This is a genomic window from Streptomyces sp. NBC_01465, from assembly GCF_036227325.1.
Taxonomy (GTDB): Bacteria; Actinomycetota; Actinomycetes; order Streptomycetales; family Streptomycetaceae; genus Streptomyces.
Genome location: NZ_CP109467.1, coordinates 3,308,344 through 3,325,205, shown reverse-complemented (window position 1 = coordinate 3,325,205; position 16,862 = coordinate 3,308,344). Strand labels below are relative to the sequence as shown.

13 protein-coding genes are annotated in these 16,862 nt (G+C 69.4%); 5 read left to right on the top strand and 8 right to left on the bottom strand.

The genetic code is table 11. The annotated features are described in order from the left end of the window. Positions 1 to 7: 7 nt before the first annotated feature. Positions 8 to 1,531 carry an alpha/beta hydrolase gene (locus OG707_RS15495; protein WP_329118538.1) on the bottom strand — a complete coding sequence of 508 codons (1,524 nt, stop codon included), beginning with the start codon at positions 1,529 to 1,531 and terminating at the stop codon, positions 8 to 10. Positions 1,532 to 1,649: 118 nt separating this feature from the next. Between OG707_RS15495 and OG707_RS15490 the strand changes: the two genes are divergently transcribed. Next, the gene (locus OG707_RS15490; protein ID WP_329118536.1) at positions 1,650 to 2,015 is read left to right on the top strand and encodes a hypothetical protein; all 366 of its coding nucleotides are present in this window, start codon (positions 1,650 to 1,652) and stop codon (positions 2,013 to 2,015) included. Here OG707_RS15490 and OG707_RS15485 read toward each other — a convergent pair. Next, positions 1,999 to 3,189 carry a class I SAM-dependent methyltransferase gene (locus tag OG707_RS15485; protein ID WP_329118534.1) on the bottom strand — a complete coding sequence of 397 codons (1,191 nt, stop codon included), beginning with the start codon at positions 3,187 to 3,189 and terminating at the stop codon, positions 1,999 to 2,001. The genes OG707_RS15490 and OG707_RS15485 overlap by 17 nt on opposite strands. 83 nt (positions 3,190 to 3,272) lie before the next feature. Here OG707_RS15485 and OG707_RS15480 point away from each other — a divergent pair, with 83 nt between their 5' ends. After that, entirely contained in the window at positions 3,273 to 5,240 is a 1,968-nt protein-coding gene (locus tag OG707_RS15480; protein WP_329118532.1) for an alpha-glucuronidase, read from the top strand. A gap of 10 nt (positions 5,241 to 5,250) precedes the next feature. Here the strand turns inward: OG707_RS15480 and OG707_RS15475 are convergent, their stop codons facing one another. The 6 genes from OG707_RS15475 to OG707_RS15450 form a co-directional block, all read right to left on the bottom strand. Continuing rightward, positions 5,251 to 7,281, bottom strand: a complete 2,031-nt coding sequence (locus OG707_RS15475) for a beta-galactosidase (RefSeq protein ID WP_329118530.1) — start codon at positions 7,279 to 7,281, stop codon at positions 5,251 to 5,253. Continuing rightward, on the bottom strand, positions 7,278 to 7,964 hold the full coding sequence (locus OG707_RS15470; RefSeq protein ID WP_329118528.1) for a hypothetical protein: 687 nt from the start codon (positions 7,962 to 7,964) through the stop codon (positions 7,278 to 7,280). The genes OG707_RS15475 and OG707_RS15470 overlap by 4 nt, the downstream gene beginning before the upstream one ends. Continuing rightward, the gene (locus OG707_RS15465; protein ID WP_329118526.1) at positions 7,961 to 9,478 is read right to left on the bottom strand and encodes a GH39 family glycosyl hydrolase; all 1,518 of its coding nucleotides are present in this window, start codon (positions 9,476 to 9,478) and stop codon (positions 7,961 to 7,963) included. The genes OG707_RS15470 and OG707_RS15465 overlap by 4 nt, the downstream gene beginning before the upstream one ends. Continuing rightward, positions 9,475 to 11,127: an ABC transporter substrate-binding protein gene (locus tag OG707_RS15460; protein WP_329118524.1), complete on the bottom strand. Its 1,653-nt coding sequence runs from the start codon at positions 11,125 to 11,127 to the stop codon at positions 9,475 to 9,477. The genes OG707_RS15465 and OG707_RS15460 overlap by 4 nt, the downstream gene beginning before the upstream one ends. 72 nt (positions 11,128 to 11,199) lie before the next feature. Beyond that, positions 11,200 to 12,072: a carbohydrate ABC transporter permease gene (locus OG707_RS15455; protein ID WP_329127821.1), complete on the bottom strand. Its 873-nt coding sequence runs from the start codon at positions 12,070 to 12,072 to the stop codon at positions 11,200 to 11,202. Positions 12,073 to 12,131: 59 nt separating this feature from the next. Further along, positions 12,132 to 13,112: an ABC transporter permease gene (locus tag OG707_RS15450; protein WP_443071486.1), complete on the bottom strand. Its 981-nt coding sequence runs from the start codon at positions 13,110 to 13,112 to the stop codon at positions 12,132 to 12,134. A 202-nt stretch (positions 13,113 to 13,314) separates the two neighbouring features. Between OG707_RS15450 and OG707_RS15445 the strand changes: the two genes are divergently transcribed. The 3 genes from OG707_RS15445 to groL all read left to right on the top strand — a co-directional run bounded on the left by OG707_RS15445 (position 13,315) and on the right by groL (position 16,821). Further along, entirely contained in the window at positions 13,315 to 14,307 is a 993-nt protein-coding gene (locus OG707_RS15445; RefSeq protein WP_329127820.1) for an acetylxylan esterase, read from the top strand. A 479-nt stretch (positions 14,308 to 14,786) separates the two neighbouring features. Continuing rightward, on the top strand, positions 14,787 to 15,095 hold the full coding sequence (gene groES / locus OG707_RS15440; protein WP_329118520.1) for a co-chaperone GroES: 309 nt from the start codon (positions 14,787 to 14,789) through the stop codon (positions 15,093 to 15,095). 100 nt (positions 15,096 to 15,195) lie between these two features. After that, on the top strand, positions 15,196 to 16,821 hold the full coding sequence (gene groL / locus OG707_RS15435; protein ID WP_329118518.1) for a chaperonin GroEL: 1,626 nt from the start codon (positions 15,196 to 15,198) through the stop codon (positions 16,819 to 16,821). Positions 16,822 to 16,862: the final 41 nt, after the last annotated feature.

Here is a 16,862-nt window from a genome sequence, read left to right as displayed (position 1 = left end):
CGGTCGGTCAGGGGCAGTTGGTGCCGTACGCCGGGATCTTGCCGTTCAGCAGATAGTCGTTGATCTTGCCGTCGATGCAGGCGCTGCCCTTGCCGTAACTGCAGTGCCCCTGCCCGCCGGTCCAGCTGAGCAGCACGCCCACGCCCTTCCCGAGCCGGCGCGCCATCACCTCGGCGCCGCCGTACGGGGTCGCCGGGTCGCCCGCGTTGCCGACGACCAGCATCGGCGGGGCGTCCTTCGCGCTCACCTCCATGTGGTCCATGGCGCCCTTGACCGGCCAGTACGTGCACTGGTTGAGGGCCCAGGCGAACTGCTCGCCGAAGAGCGGGGACGCCTTGCGGTAGGCGGGGAGCGCCTGCTCGATCTGGGCGGTGGTCTGCGGGACGCCGTAGTCGGCGCAGCTGGTGGCCGAGAAGATGTTGTTGCCGTTGTCGAACCGGCCCTTGTCGTCGCGGCCGGTAGCGGAGTCGGCGAGCGCCATCAGGCCGGTCGGGTCGCCCCAGTTGGTGTACGTGGAGACCGCGCGTGCCAGCGACGGCCAGCCGGAGCTCGCGCTGTACAGGGTCTGGGTGATGGCGGAGAGGGCGAGCGAGTCGTTCAGCATGCGGCCGTCGGCGGTGCGGGCCGGGTGCTGGTCGAGGTGGGCGACCACGTCGGTGAGGACCTGTTCGACCTGCTCGGGGGTTGACCGGTGGATCGGGCAGACGTAGGTGCCGGCGACGCAGGCCTTCGCGAAGTTGTCGAGGGCGAGCTGGAAGCCCTTGAGCTGGTAGAGGGCGCCGTCGGTGTAGTTCTCGTCGGGGTTCATGACGCCGTCGAGGACCGCGCGGTTGATCTTCTTCGGGAAGAGGTGGGCGTAGGTGCCGCCGAGCTCGGTGCCGTAGGAGAAGCCGTAGTAGTTCAGCTTCTTGTCGCCGACCGCCGCGCGGATGCGGTCCAGGTCGCGGGCGACGTTGGTGGTCGTCAGGTACGGGAGGAGCGCGCCGGACTTCTTCTCGCAGGCGGCCGCGAAGGCCTGCGTGACGTCCATGAACTGCTCGACCTCGGCCGGGGTGTCGGGCGTCGAGTCGACCTGGAGGTACGCATCGGTCTGCGGGCCCGTGAAGCAGCGGACCGGGGCGGAGCCTCCGACCCCGCGCGGGTCGAAACTCACCAGGTCGTAGCGGGTGTTGAGCTCCGAGAAGGTGGAGCCGAAGCCGGGCAGGGTCCCGACGCCCGTGCCGCCGGGGCCGCCGAAGTTGTAGATCAGCGAGCCGATGCGCTTGCCGGGTCCTGTGGCGGCGTGCCGGATCAGGGCGAGGCCGATCTTCTTGCCGCCCGGGTGCGCGTAGTCGAGCGGGACGGGGAGCGTCGCACACTCCCAGCCGACGCCGGGGGCGTCACCGCCGCCCTGGGTCGCGGTGGGCGGCGGGCAGGGGGCCCAGACGGGGCGGTCGGCGGCGCGGGCCGTGCCGGACACGGCTCCGGCCAGCAGCAGGGAGGTGGCGGCGGCGACGGCGGCCCCGCGTACGACTGTCTTACGGTGCGTCATGTCGATCATGCTGCGGCGCTGCGCTCCGTCGCGCCCGGCGCGAGGTCCGTCCGGGTGGCGCGGGGGCCGCGTAACCTTGAGGGGAGCGTTTGCGCCGGGCAGGGGAAGGGGCGGTCAAATGCAGTGGTTCTGGTGGGTGTTCATCTTCTTCATGGTGGGCGGATTCGGCTGGATCGCCGATACGGGCCGCACCGCCCTGCGTACGCGGCACGAGCGGCGGATGGAGCGGGTCGAGGCGGCCGAGCGGGAGCGCCGGGAGATCGAGGCGGCGCACAAACCGCCGGAGCCGGTCTGCGGGTGCACGCACCATCTCGCCAAACATGACAAGCAGGGCAAATGTCATGAGTCGGTGGAGGTGCCGACGGCCTGGGACGCGGACAAGAAGCCGGTGAGCTACGAGCGCGGGACCTGCAACTGCCAGCAGTACGTGGGGCCGCAGCCGCTGTCACAGGTGTACGCGGACGAGCTCACGGACCTGGCGTAGGCGCCTGTGCGGGGTGCCCGATCAGCATCGTGGGCGCGCCCGCGACGCGGGTCAGGAAGACCGTGGCCGCGTTCCTGCCCTGGGGCTTGACCTTGCGCCGTACCTCTTCGGGCTCGACGGCGGAGCCGCGCTTCTTGACGGTGAGGTTGCCGACCTCGCGCTCGCGGAGGATCGCCTTCAACTTCTTCATGCCGAAGGGGAGTTCGTCGGTGATCTCGTACGCGGTGGCGTAGGGGGTCGGGCGCAGTTCGTCGGCGGTGATGTACGCGATGGTCTCGTCGATCAGGCCGCCGTCGAGGTCTTCGGCCGCCTCGGCGACCAGGTGGGCGCGGATGACGGCGCCGTCGGGTTCGTAGAGGTAGCGGCCGAGCTTGCGTACGGGGGGATTCGGCAGGCCGCGGCCCGTGAGGGTGGCTCCGGAGGGGAGCAGGGTGGCGCGGCGGAGGCCGGGGGTCGTGGCGAACCAGAGGACTGCTTCTTTCACGTCTCCGCTGTCGGAGATCCACTCCGCCTCCGCCTCGGGCGGGATCATCTCGTGCGGGATGCCGGGGGCGATCTTGAGGGCGGCCCTGGGTGCGCTTCGGGCGGTCGCGGTGGCCCAGGAGAGCGGCGGCGAGTACGCCTCGGGGTCGAAGATGCGGCCGCGGCCGCCGCGGCGGGCGGGGTCGACGAAGACGGCGTCGTACGGGGTCGTGTCGATGTCCGTGACATCCGCGCAGACGACCTCGATGAGGTCGGAGAGGCCGAGGGCGTCGGCGTTGGCCTCGGTGACCTGGGCGGTGAAGGGGTCGCGGTCCACCGCGAGGACCTTGATGCCGGCCCGGGCGAGCGCGATCGCGTCGCCGCCGATGCCGCAGCAGAGGTCGGCGAGGCTGCGTACGCCCTGGTCCGCGAGGCGGTGGGCGCGGTACTCGGCGACGGTGGTGCGGGTGGCCTGCTCGACCCCGTTGGGCGTGAAGAACATCCGGTAGGCGTCCGCTTCGCCGAACTTGGGGACGGCCCGCTGGCGGAGTCTCGCCTGCGCGAGCGCGGCGGAGACGAGCTCGGGGGCGTGCGTGCGGCGCAGGCGGGTCGCGTGGGCGAGCTCCTGGGCGGGGTCGTACGCCTTGAGCTCGGCGAGGAGGGTGCGGCCCTCGGGGGTGAGCAGCGCGGAGAAGGTGTCGGGGTCGGTCACCGTCCCATTGTCCGCCAGGACGGGGGCGGCTTGATTTGTTAAGGGGGTTGACGAATTAGAGCGGCGCGCTGTGGACTGTGGGCATGGGTGAGACGATCGATCCGGCCTGGCTGCCCGACGAGGCGCTGCGCGCCGTAGGGGCGCGAACCGTGCGGGTGGACGGCGACGGGGTGCTCGTCGGGACCGTACGGGACGAGGTCGCCCGTGCGTGCGGGATGTTCGGCGAGAGCGTGGTCGGCGGGAGTGAGCCGGCCGATCTGACGCTGCGGCTTGCCGAGGGCGGGAGCGGTGAGGGGTTCACGCTGGAGCGGGCCGGCCGGCGCGCCGTCGTCACCGCCTCCACCGGCGCCGGCCTGCTGTACGGCTACTTCCACGTCGTGCGGCTGGGGAAAGCCGCCTTCGCAGACGCTCCGGCCGAGACGCATCGCCCCGCACTCGCCCTGCGCATGCTCGACCACTGGGACAACGTCGACGTCCACCCCGTGATGGGCCAGGTCGAGCGAGGGTACGCGGGCGGCTCGCTCTTCTGGCAGAACGGGCGGGCGCGCGGCGAACTGGACCGTGTACGGGTGTACGGTCGGCTGCTCGCCGCCTGTGGCATCAACGCGATCAGCGTGAACAACGTCAATGTGCATGCCTCCGAGGCCCGGCTGCTGACGGGCCGGATCGGTGAAGTGGCGGACATCGCAAGGGAGTTGCGTGTCCACGGGATCCGGACGCACCTCGCCGTCAGCTTTGCCGCGCCCGTCGTCCTCGGCGGGCTCGACACCGCGGATCCGCTCGACGGCCGCGTGCGCGAATGGTGGCGGCAGGCCGCCGCGCGCGTGTACGCCGCCATCCCCGACTTCGGCGGCTTCGTCGTCAAAGCCGACTCGGAGGGGCAGCCGGGGCCCTTCGCGTACGGGCGCAGCCACGCCGACGGCGCCAACGCGCTCGCCGGGGCCCTCGCCCCGTACGGCGGCACCGTCCACTGGCGGGCCTTCGTCTACGACCACCGGCAGGACTGGCGGGACCGGACCACGGACCGGGCGCGCGCCGCGCACGACCAATTCGCCCCTCTGGACGGGCAGTTCGCGGACAATGTGGTGTTGCAGGTCAAGCACGGGCCGATCGACTTCCAGACCCGCGAGCCCGTCTCGCCGGTCATCGGCGCGCTGCCCCGCACCCGCGTCGCCGTCGAGCTGCAGGCCACCCAGGAGTACACCGGGCAGCAGCGCCATGCGTGCGCACTCGCGCCGATGTGGAGCGAGGTGCTGCGGTTCAGGCCCGGAGGGGAGGGGGCGCCGTCGGTCGGCGAGATCGCCGGGGGCGGCGGGCTCGTCGCTGTGTCGAATGCGGGCGACGACCCGTTCTGGACCGGGCATCCGCTCGCGCAGTTCAATCTGTACGCCTTCGGGCGGCTGGCCTGGGACCCGGATGCCGACTTCGGTCAACTCCTGGCGGAATGGATCGAGTTGACGTTCCAGCCGGAGGCGAGCAGTGACCCCGAGCGGCTGCGGTCCGGACTGCGGGCCGTGCTGGGCGGGTCCTGGGCGACGTACGAGAAATACACCGCCCCGCTCGGCGTCGGCTTCATGGTGCAGCCGGGACACCACTACGGGCCGAGCGTCGAGGGGTACGAGTACAGCCCCTGGGGGACCTACCACTTCGCCGACCGTGACGGCATCGGTGTCGACCGCAGCCGGGCCACCGGGACCGGATACGCGGCGCAGTACGAGAAGGCATGGGCCGAGACCTACGAGAGCGTCGACACCTGCCCCGACGAGCTGCTGCTCTTCTTCCACCATGTGCCGTACGGCCATGTGCTGCACAGCGGCAGGACAGTGATCCAGCACATCTACGACACCCACTTCGAGGGCGTGGAAGAAGTCGAGGCGGCGCAGCAGGTGTGGGCCTCGCTCGGCGGACTCGTGCGGCCCGGGGTGCACGCACGCGTCAGCGAAAGGTACGAGGAGCAGCTGCGCTGCGCCCGCGAGTGGCGCGACCAGATCAACAGCTACTTCCTGAGGGCTTCCGGCGTTCCGGACGCCCACGGACGCACGATCCACTGACGGGCGGACCTCACCCGGCGAGGAGCACAGCGACCCCGTACGGATCGAGGGTCAGGGGGTCGCCCTGCTTGAGGTGCTCTCCGGTGAGCAGCGAGGTCGCAGGCTCCTGGACCTCCAACTCGGCCTGCTGCCCGGTGTGGTTGAGGAGGAAGAGGAGGCGGCGGCCGTCCGGGGTCAGCCGGTTCGCCGTCTCGATCGTGGTGTGCGCCGCGTACGGCCCGATCAGGCCGTGGCGGGCCAGGACCTGCCGCACCACCCAGTCGGTGCCCGCCTGGTCCAGGTGGGTGGCCACGTACCAGCCCTCGCCACCGTTGCGGCCGCGCCGGTGACGGGTGATCGCGGGGGTGCCCGCGTAGAAGTCGGCCTCGTACGCGGCGAGGGGCACGGCGCCCTGGGGAACGACGATCTCGAAGACCAGGCTGCCCTCGGCGCGCGTGCCGTCCGGCAGCAGCACCCCGTTCGTGACGCCGGCGGGGCGGGAGTCCCATTCGTCCACGCGTATGCCCAGGAGCGGTGCGAGCGGCCCCGGTACGTCGGTGAGGAAGGCCCGGTCGTGGGTGTCGCCCCGGCCGGAGAGGAAGGTCGTCAGGACCGTGCCGCCGCGCGCGGCCACCGCCTCCAGGCGGTCCGCCAGGTCCCCCTTGACCAGGTGCAGGACGGGGGCCATGACCACGTCGTACGCCGACAGATCGGCTGTCACCGGCACGACGTCCACATCGGCGCCCGCCGCACGCGCCGCCCGGTAGTAGCGGTGCACGACGTCCGTGTACTTCACGAGGCGCGACGGGCCGTCCGAGATCTCCAGGGCCCACCAGCTGTCCCAGTCGAAGAGCAGCGCGGTACGGGACGGGGTGCGCGCGCCCAGCGTCAGTGCCCCGGCTCCCGTCAACTCCGCACCCAGCGCGGCCACTTCGCCGAAGACGCGGGTGTCCGCGCGTCCGGCGTGACCGATCACCGCACCGTGGTACTTCTCCGACGCACCGCGCGAGGCCCGCATCTGGAAGTACAGGACCGCGTCCGCTCCGTGCGCCACCGCCTGCCAGCTCGCCAGCCTCAACTCCCCAGGACGGCGAAGAGGGTTCACGTCACGGCAGGCCGTGGTCGACGGGGTCTGCTCCATCAGCCAGAACGGTGCGCCGTCCTTGAGCCCGCGCATCAGGTCGTGCGCGAGCGCCGCCACGGTCGGCGGTGCGTCGAGGGGCGGGTAGCTGTCCCAGGACGCGAAGTCGAGGTGCGGTGCCCAGCGGTGGTAGTCCAGCGGGCGGAACAGGCCCATGAAGTTGGTGGTCACCGGGGTGTCCGCGCTGTGCTCCCTGATCGCCGCCTTTTCGGCGAGGAAGCAGCCGAGCAGGGCGTCCGTCATGAAGCGGTGGTAGTCGAGCGTGATGCCCTGGAAGGCTGTGTGGTCGGGGCCGCGCCAGTGTTCGGTGAGGGCGCTCGGCGGTTCGATCTCGGCCCAGTCCGTGTAGCGGTGCGACCAGAAGGTCGTCCACCAGGCGTCGTTGAGGGCGTCGAGTGTGCCGTGGTGCGCGCGGAGCCAGTCACGGAAGGCCTCCGCGCACAGCTCGCAGTAACAGGCGCCGCCGTACTCGTTGTTGATGTGCCAGGCGATGAGCGCAGGGCAGCCCGCGTAGCGCTCGGCCAGGCGGCGGGCGAGCGCCGTCGACAGCTCGCGGTACACAGGTGAGCTCGGGCAGAAGTTGTGCCGCGAGCCGTAACGGTGCCTTCGGCCCTCGAAGTCGGTGCGGTTGACCTCGGGGTACGCCTTCGCCAGCCAGGGCGGCAGAGCGGCCGTGCCAGTGGCGAGGACGACCTGCCGGCCCTCGGCGACCGCGCGGTCCAGGATCCGGTCCAGCGGTGTGAAGTCATAGGTGTCCAGGGCGCTTTGGAGGAGCGACCAGGCGAAGACACCCACGGTCAGGGTGTCGATCCCGGCCTGCGTGAACAGCCGGTGGTCCGCGTCCCAGACCTCCTCGGGCCACTGCTCGGGGTTGTAGTCCCCGCCGTAGGGGATCTTGGAGGTGCGGGGTGCGGAGCTCATACGGTGAAGTCCTCCTCGGTTTCGGCGATCACCGTGCGCAGGCCGTGCAGCAGCGACATCAGCAGGGGCGCGGCGAGCAGGACCGCCGCTGCCTCGGTGGCCAGCAGGGTGAGGCCCGCGGTCAGGACGAGCAGGGAGAGAACGGCCAGGGACGCTCCCGGGCGGCGCAGGACGAAGTACGCGGCCAGCCGGGCGGTGTCGGCCGTACGGAACGCGAACAGCGCGCTGATCACCAGCGCATGGCCGCCCCACACCAGCGACGCCCCGCCGATCAGCGCGAGCAGCCCCGCCCACCAGCCGGGCACCCCGGCCGCCGGGAAGTGGGTGAGGGAGAAGCCGATGACCGTCAGCCAGGCCAGCAGGGGCGCCCACAGGCGCAGCGCGGGCAGCGCGTTCAGCCGCCACGCCCGCCGGTAGGCCCGCGCCGGGTGCAGCTCGGTCAGATCCCGGGTGCGGCGGTGCAGCACATGTACGGCGGCGGACACGGCGGGGCCGAGCGGCACCAGACACACCGCCGCCAGGGGAAGGTTCGACGGGGCACGGCCCAGCAGGAGCAGCGCGGCGAGACCGGGAGAGGCCGCCGCGAGGAGCATGACCTCGACGACGAGCAGCGTGTGGATCAGGGCGGAGGCGCGCGACAGCGGTCCCGTACCGAAACCGGAAGCCGCCGCACCCCCGCTCATGCGGCCTCGCCTCCGAGGAGCCGCCGCTCGTCCCACCACGCGGGAGCCTCGTCGTCGACCAACTCCAGCTCCACCAGGGTCACTTCATGGCGGGTCAGGGTGAGGGCGAGGTCGACGCGGCCGCCCTCGGCGGTGTGCCGGCTGTGGCTGCGGGCGGGTTCGGCCGCTTCGTACAGCACATCGAGCAGCCGGATGCCGGGGGAGCGGGGGCTGCCCATGTGGCGCCAGGCCGCGTACGCGTTGCCCCGCTCCTCGTCCACCGTCGACCGCACGGCGAACACCTCACCGTCGCCCACCGGCACGGACAGGCGCAGCGCGTGCGTGGCCGAGGGGCCGGCGGTGGCCCCGCCCGGATCCACGGGCGACCAGGCGAGCACCGTCACCCGTCCGTCGGCGGCACTCCGGGTGACCAGATGGTCGGCGCCGCGTGCCAGCAGTTCCTCGCCCATGCGCGCCATGAAGGCGTAGAGGTGGAACGTCGGCTTCTTCACCTGGCGGTGCGTCAGCAGCCCGAAACCGCCGTGGAAGAGCGCGGTGGGTACCCCCATCTCCTCGAACGTGTCACTGAACGTCCAGTACGAGAAGGAGTCGGCGAAGTCTCCGCCGGAGGCCAGCACCGGTGCCAGATAAGCGGCGTTGAAGGCGGTGTCGTGGATGTGGTTGTCGGGCCGGTAGGAGGAGTTGAACTCCGTGATGTGCACCGGGAGCCCCTCCAGCGCCGTCCCCTTCAGGGCCCGGCGCGGCTGCCCGAACTGTTCGAGGAGCCCGTCCGCCGGTGCCATCGGCTGGTACGCACCGAACGGCACCGGCTGCGCCTCCCCCGAGGTGTACGCGTGCCGGGACACGAAGTCCACCGGCGCCCCGTTCTTCTCCGCGAACTCCGCGAACCGTGCCATCCAGTCGTCCGAACCGGGTGAGATCGCGGGTCCGCCCACCTGGAGCGAGGCATCGACTTCCTTGACGGCGTGCGCGGTCGCCTCGTACAGGCGGTGGTAGGCGGCCTCGTCCGCGCCCAGCCAGAAGTCGGGGAGATTTGGCTCGTTCCAGACCTCGATCGGCCAGGTGCGGACCTCCTCCAGGCCGTACCGCCGCACCAGATGGGTCAGCAGCGCCCGCACCATGTCCGCCCACTCGCGGTGCGAGGACGGCGGGGTGACATTGCCCTGCCACCAGAAGACGGTCCGGTCGCCGGACGCCAACTCCCTGGGCATGAAGCCGAGTTCGATGAAGGGGCGGATGCCGAGTTCCAGATAGGCGTCCATGACCTGGTCGACGTAGGTGAACGAGTGGAGGACGCGCCGCTCGCCCTGCCACTCGTACGGCCGGTAGACCCCCATGCCGTCGCTGAGCAGCCCGTGCCCGCGGATGTGCCGGAATCCGATCTCCTGCTGGATCAGGGCGAGGGAGTCCTGGTAGTCGCGGCGCAGCGCGAGTTCGATCCTGCCCGTGCCCACGCAGGCACGCCAGGCGTCGGAGAAGGGTCCGATCGGCTCGTCGGGTACGCGGATGCTCACCCGTGCTCCTTCCGGAAACGCTCGTAGGCCTTGTTGTGGAGAGCGATGTAGCGGTCCATGTTCTTGGCCTTGAGCTCGCTGACGTACGCGTCCCACTCCGAGAGCGGCCGCTTGCCGAGCGCGAACTTCAGGGTGTTCTGCGTGACGTGGTCCTTCAGCGAGGTCTCCCACAGCGTCGCCTGCTCCTGCTCCATCGACTCCAGCGGGTGCGCCGGGTCGATGGGCAGCAGGGTGCGTGTGCCCATGGCGTCCTGGAACTTCTTCTCGTCGGGGGTGAAGGAGGAGGAGACCAGGGACCAGTTGCCGCCATAGGTGAACTCGCCGTTGGTGAAGCCGTAGTCCTTCTGGATGTCCTTGGCCGCGCCCGGGTCGGAACCCTGGAAATTGATGCCGTCCTTGACCTTGTACTGGCCGGGAGCCGGCTTGGTGTACGTGACGCCCTCGACTCCGTACTTGGCGAACTCCTGGCCCGCGTCCGAGTACCACAGCCAGTCGATGAACTGCATCATGGCCACGAAGTCCTCGCGCTTGGTGGCCTTGGTGCTGATCATCAGGCCGTTCTCCAGGCGGGTGCCATCGATCGCCGATCCCGCCGGGCCGGTCGGGGTCGGGATCATCTGGATGTCGGAACCCTTGATCTGCCGCTGCAGGTTGTAGCGGTAGTTCGCGGCCAGCTCCTGCGGGTTGGCGCTGATCGCGAAGGACTTCCCGGCGAGCAGCTTCTGCGTCGCCTGGTCGTCGGTCTGGGTGAAGCCCTCGGGATCGAGCAGCTTCTCCGACACCAGCTTGTGGAGGAACTCCACCATCTGCCGGTAGCCGTCCGATGCGCCCGGGAAGATGAACTTCTTCGCCTTGAAGTCGAAGTCGGCATTGCTGTACGCCCAGCCGCCGACCGTGCCGAACGCCGGCGCCATGTACTGCAGCAGGGCGCCGGCCGGCTGCACCGAGCCCCATCGGTCGGAGAAGGGGATGACATCCGGGTACGCCGCGCGGAGCGCCTTCAGGACCTCGTACACCTCGTCCCAGCTGGTGGGCAGGGCGAGGTTGTGACGGGCGAGGATGTCGGTGCGGAAGGAGAGGGAGTAGCCGGGCTTCACCCGCTCATGCAGGCCGGGGAGGATGTAGTACTTGCCGTCGGACTGGCGGATGGCATCGAGCTCCGCCTCCAGCTTCCACTTCTTCACCTTGTCCTGGAAGTTCGGCAGCAGGTCCACGTACTCGCTGAGCGGCAGAATCGCCCCTGACGCGACGAACGGGACCTCGCCGGGGTGGTACGTCTTGGGGAGGATGAGCGGTGCGTCGCCCGCCCCGATGAGCAGGCTCTTCTTCTTCTCGAAGTCGGCCAGCGGCACGGAGGTCACCGTGATGGTGACTCCGGTGCGCTTAGTCAGCTCCTGCCAGAACAGCCAGTTCTTCTTCAGCGGATACGCCGGCATGTCGTTGTGCAGCATGGTGAAGCTCAGCGCCTTGGTCGCCTTGAACTGATCGCCCACGCCGTACTTCTCCATGGCGCCGGCCCGTTTCTTCGACAGGTCCTTGGCGTCGGTGGAGCCGTCGTCGCCGCTGCCGCATCCGGTGAGGGCGGCGAGGCCGGCGAACCCGGCGGCGGCGAGCAGGCTTCTGCGGGACAGCTGTCCGGTGTTGTTCACGGGGACTCCCTGGGTTCCGTACGTGAAAGAAGGGGGGAAGGGGGCAAAGGCGAGGGGGGCGGGGGAAGGGGCTCAGCCCTTGACCGCGCCGAGCATCACGCCCGACACGAAGTACCGCTGCACGAAGGGGTACACACAGAGGATCGGCAGCGCGGTGAGCACGATCGTCACCGACTGGATGTTGGCCGCCACCTGGCTCAGCTGCTCCGTGTCGGCTCCCGCGCTGACACCGCCCGAGGCGCCCGCGATCAGGTTGCGCAAGTACACGGTGACCGGCAGGAGTTCGGCCTTGTCGAGGTAGAGGAATGCGCTGAACCACGAGTTCCAGAACGACACCGCGTAGAAGAGGGTCATCGTCGCGATCACCGCCTTCGACAGCGGCAGCACGATGCGGAAGAGGATGCCGTACGTGGACAGACCGTCGATCTGCGCGGCTTCCTCGAGTTCGCTGGGCAGAGACTCGAAGAACGCCTTCATGACGAGGAGGTTGAAGACGCTGATCGCGTTCGGGACGACGATCGCCCACAAGGAGTTCTTCATGCCGAGGCTGCTGATCAGTACGTAGTTGGGGATCAGGCCGCCGGAGAAGAACATGGTGAAGACGGCGATGCCGATCAGCACCCCGCGCCCTTTGAGGTCCTTCTTCGACAGGACGTAGGCGTAGACCGTCGTCAGCGCCATGGCGACGGCGGTGCCGACCACCGTGTACAGGACGGTGTTTCCGTAGTTGCGCCAGAACATCCCGTCCGTGGCGATGATCTTGTACGTGGTGAGGTTGAAGCCCTTGGGCCACAGGTTCACCTCGCCCGCCCGGATCTGGGACTCGGCGCTGAACGAGCGGGCGATGATGTTGATGAACGGATAGAGCGTCACGACCACGACGCCCGTGAGGATGACGGCGTTGACCGTCTGGAAGACGCGGTAGCCGCGCGAGACCGCGTGCACGGAGCGCCCGGATCGCCCGGGGCGCCGGGGACGCTCGGCCGGCGCGGGCCTGGTCAGGGTCACCACAGGCTCGTCCCCACTGTGCGGCGCGACAGCCGGTTGGCGGTCGTGATCAGGACCAGGCCGATGACCGCCTCGAAGAGGCCGATGGCGGCCGCGTAGCTGAAGCTGTTGGACTCGATGCCGGTCCGGTAGAGGTACGTGGAGACCACGTCGCCCGTCGAGTACGTCAGCGGGTTGTAGAGCAGCATGATCTTCTCGAAGCCGACCGCCATGAACGCGCCGATGTTGAGGATCAGCAGCGTGATCATGGTCGGGCGGATGCCGGGCAGCGTGACGTGCCACATCTGCTGCCAGCGGTTGGCACCGTCGATGCGCGCCGCCTCGTACAGATCCTGGTCGATGGTGGTCAGTGCGGCGAGATAGAGGATCGTGCCCCAGCCCGCGGTCTGCCAGATCTCCGAAGAGACGTAGACCGTGCGGAACCAGCCGGCCTCCTGGAGGAACGAGATCTTGTCGTGCCCGAGATACGTCAGGGCGTGGTTGACCGGACCGTCCCCGGAGAGCATCTGCATCGTCATGCCCGCGACGATCACGACGGAGAGGAAGTGCGGCAGGTACGACACCGACTGCACGAAGCGCTTCAGGGCCCGGGTGCGGACCTCGTTGAGCAGCAGCGCGAGCACGATCGGGATCGGGAAGCAGAAGGCCAGCGTCAGCAGACCGATCCAGAGCGTGTTGCGGAACACCTGCCAGAACGTGGGGTCTTCGAGAAACATCTGCACATAGCGAAGGCCCACCCAGTGCTCGCCGAGGACGGACCCGCCCGGCTGGAAGCGGCGGAACGCGATGACGTTGCCGATCATCGGCAGATAGCGGAAGACCAGGAAGAACGTCACGGGCAGCACGGCCAGCGAGTACAACTGCCAGTCGCGGCGCAGTGACTGGCGCCAGGTGCGGCGGCCGGAGGGGTGCTTCCCGGCAGGGGGCGGGGGGCGATCGGGCCGGGCGGGTGAGCTGTGCTTCACCTCGCCGGTCACGGTCGGGGAACTCATGGAGGGCCTTTCATCGCACGGGGGGCAGTACGGCAGGCATAGATGTGACCGAGAACTTTCGTGACCTTTCCGGTAACGTCGCCGCAACTTATGACCGCTCCCGACCTCTGTCAATGGGTCCTGCACCAGCGGGAGTTGGTCGGTCTGTTGAACTCCATTCACGTCCGTGACCTTCAGTGAGGTGCCCATGCCCGCCTTCGACCTGCCCCTGAGCGAACTGGAGCACTACCGTCCGCCGCTCGACGAACCAGCCGATTTCGATGCCTTCTGGCAGACCACGCTCACGTCCGCGGCGCACTCCGAACCACTGATCGAAGTCCGCCGGACCGACAACGGCCTCGCGCTCGTGGAGAGTTGGGACATCACCTTCCGAGGCTTCGGCGGCGACCCGGTGCGGGCCTGGTACACCCGGCCGGCAGGAGCCACCGAACTCCTGCCGGGGATCGTCGAGTTCGCCGGATATGGACGCGGACGGGGCCTCCCGCACGAGCGCCTCGTCTGGGCGAACGCCGGCCATGCGCACCTGCTCATGGACAACCGCGGCCAGGGCGACCAGTACGGCAACGGCGGTGCGACCCCCGACCCGCACGCGAGCGCCCCCGGCGGCCCCGGTGCCGTCGTGCGCGGCCTGCTCGACCCGTACGACTACCACTACCGGCGCCTGATCACCGATGCGGTGTGCGCGGTCGCCGCACTGCGCGCGCTGGAGGGGGTGGACCCGGCGCGGGTCGCGGTCTGCGGCAACAGTCAGGGCGGAGGTGTGGCCCTCGCCGTCGCGGGCCTCGTCCCCGATCTCGCGGCAGCACTGGTCACCGCGCCGCTGCTGTGCGGGATCAGGCGTGCGCTCGACCTCACGGACGCCGCGCCGTACGGGGAGATCTCCGCGTATCTCGCCGTGCACCGGGGGGCGGAGGAGGCCGCGTACCGCACGCTCGGTTACGTCGAAGGGATCTCCTTCGCCCGCCGCGCGCAGGCCCCCGCCCACTTCGGGGTCGGTCTGCGCGACACGGTCTGCCCGCCCAGCGGCGCCTATGCGGCGTACCACCGCTACGGCGAACTGGCGGGGGGCGGTGCGGTGGCGCACGAGATCCACGCCTACCCGTTCAACGGCCACGAAGGCGGCGACGCGGTTCACGTACGCCGACAGCTGGAGTGGCTGCGCGGGGTGTGGCGCGGCTGAGATTCAGGTGGGGGTCGTGAACAGCCCTTTCTGCCAGGGCCGTTGACACCAGCGTCCTGTTTCCGTAACTTCCGAGGCCGTCCACCGATAGCTTTCGGAGAATTTCCGGAAGGCGTGCCGAACCGGGAGTCGAGATACCCAGGTGGGGCGGACACCGGCGACCGCGCCGGCACCGAAGTCGTGCAGCTCTATCTCCACGACCCCGCCGGCCGTCGCGTCGTCGAGCCCGGAGCTGGACAAGCTGCTCAGCCCCTCCGGGGGCTGCCTCCTGCGCCGGACACCCACCCCCGCGCCCCCGGGACGGATTGGCACTCCGCTTGACCGAGTGCTAACCGTCGTCCTAGTCTCGGATCTGGCACTCCCCACTGGAGAGTGCCAACAGTGCGACTGGTCAGGTCCGGCACCCGCGACGACGGGCCCATGCCTGTCGCCACCCCAGACTGTTAACCCCGTAGATCTCCGAAGGGGGAGACCGGATCGTGTCGACCGCAAGCTCCAAGGTTGCCATCAAGCCGCTCGAGGACCGCATTGTGGTCCAGCCGCTCGACGCCGAGCAGACCACGGCCTCCGGCCTGGTCATCCCGGACACCGCCAAGGAGAAGCCCCAGGAGGGCGTCGTCCTGGCCGTGGGCCCGGGCCGCTTCGAGAACGGCGAGCGTCTTCCGCTCGACGTCCAGACCGGCGATGTCGTGCTGTACAGCAAGTACGGCGGCACCGAGGTGAAGTACAACGGCGAGGAGTACCTCGTCCTCTCGGCTCGCGACGTTCTCGCGATCGTCGAGAAGTAATTCACCCCAGATTGCTTTGATCTGCGCCCCTGGCCCCAGCTATTGCAGCCGGGTGGCAGGGGCGCAGTTCGTTTTTTTTCGAGAGGACTGACTCAGCTCCATGGCGAAGATCCTGAAGTTCGACGAGGACGCCCGTCGCGCCCTCGAGCGCGGCGTCAACAAGCTTGCCGACACGGTCAAGGTGACGATCGGCCCCAAGGGCCGCAACGTCGTCATCGACAAGAAGTTCGGCGCCCCGACCATCACCAACGACGGCGTCACCATCGCGCGTGAGGTCGAGCTCGACGACCCGTACGAGAACCTCGGTGCCCAGCTGGTGAAGGAGGTGGCGACCAAGACCAACGACATCGCGGGTGACGGTACGACCACCGCCACCGTGCTGGCCCAGGCGCTGGTCCGCGAGGGTCTGCGCAACGTGGCCGCGGGTGCCTCCCCGGCCTCCCTGAAGAAGGGCATCGACGCCGCGGTCAAGGCCGTGTCGGAGGAGCTCCTCAAGACCGCCCGTCCGATCGAGGACAAGTCCGACATCGCCGCTGTCGCCGCGCTCTCCGCGCAGGACAAGCAGGTCGGCGAGCTCATCGCCGAGGCGATGGACAAGGTCGGCAAGGACGGTGTCATCACCGTCGAGGAGTCCAACACCTTCGGCCTGGAGCTGGACTTCACCGAGGGCATGGCCTTCGACAAGGGCTACCTCTCGCCGTACATGGTCACCGACCAGGAGCGTATGGAGGCCGTCCTCGAGGACCCGTACATCCTGATCAATCAGGGCAAGATCTCGTCCATCCAGGACCTGCTCCCCCTGCTCGAGAAGGTCATCCAGGCGGGTGGCTCCAAGCCGCTGCTGATCATCGCCGAGGACATCGAGGGCGAGGCGCTCTCCACCCTCGTCGTCAACAAGATCCGCGGCACGTTCAACGCGGTGGCCGTCAAGGCCCCCGGCTTCGGCGACCGCCGCAAGGCGATGCTCGGCGACATGGCCACCCTCACCGGTGCCACGGTCATCGCCGAGGAGGTCGGCCTCAAGCTCGACCAGGCCGGTCTTGACGTGCTGGGCACCGCCCGCCGCGTCACGATCACCAAGGACGACACGGTCATCGTCGACGGTGGCGGCAAGTCCGACGAGGTCGCCGGCCGCGTCAACCAGATCAAGGCCGAGATCGAGTCCACGGACTCGGACTGGGACCGCGAGAAGCTGCAGGAGCGCCTGGCGAAGCTCGCCGGCGGTGTCTGCGTGATCAAGGTCGGCGCTGCGACCGAGGTCGAGCTCAAGGAGAAGAAGCACCGTCTGGAGGACGCCATCTCCGCGACCCGCGCCGCGGTCGAGGAGGGCATCGTCTCCGGTGGTGGCTCCGCGCTCGTCCACGCCGTCAAGGTGCTGGAAGGCAACCTGGGCAAGACCGGCGACGAGGCCACGGGTGTCGCGGTCGTCCGCCGCGCCGCTGTCGAGCCGCTGCGCTGGATCGCCGAGAACGCCGGTCTCGAGGGTTACGTCATCACCTCGAAGGTCGCCGAGCTCGAGGCGGGCCAGGGCTTCAACGCCGCCACCGGTGAGTACGGCGACCTGGTGAAGGCCGGCGTCATCGACCCGGTCAAGGTCACGCGCTCCGCGCTGGAGAACGCTGCCTCCATCGCCTCCCTGCTGCTCACGACCGAGACCCTGGTCGTCGAGAAGCCGGCCGAGGAAGAGGCGGACGCCGGTCACGGCGGCCACGGTCACTCGCACTGACGCTGATTCCGTACGCAGCCGAGGCCCGGCGCCCCTTCGGG

Coding starts and splice junctions, on each gene's coding strand:
- OG707_RS15475 (WP_329118530.1), bottom strand. CDS start 7,281: ATGAGCTCCGCACCCCGCACCTCCAAGATCCCCTACGGCGGGGACTAC.
- OG707_RS15470 (WP_329118528.1), bottom strand. CDS start 7,964: ATGAGCGGGGGTGCGGCGGCTTCCGGTTTCGGTACGGGACCGCTGTCG.
- groL (WP_329118518.1), top strand. CDS start 15,196: ATGGCGAAGATCCTGAAGTTCGACGAGGACGCCCGTCGCGCCCTCGAG.
- OG707_RS15490 (WP_329118536.1), top strand. CDS start 1,650: ATGCAGTGGTTCTGGTGGGTGTTCATCTTCTTCATGGTGGGCGGATTC.
- OG707_RS15445 (WP_329127820.1), top strand. CDS start 13,315: ATGCCCGCCTTCGACCTGCCCCTGAGCGAACTGGAGCACTACCGTCCG.
- OG707_RS15480 (WP_329118532.1), top strand. CDS start 3,273: ATGGGTGAGACGATCGATCCGGCCTGGCTGCCCGACGAGGCGCTGCGC.
- OG707_RS15495 (WP_329118538.1), bottom strand. CDS start 1,531: ATGACGCACCGTAAGACAGTCGTACGCGGGGCCGCCGTCGCCGCCGCC.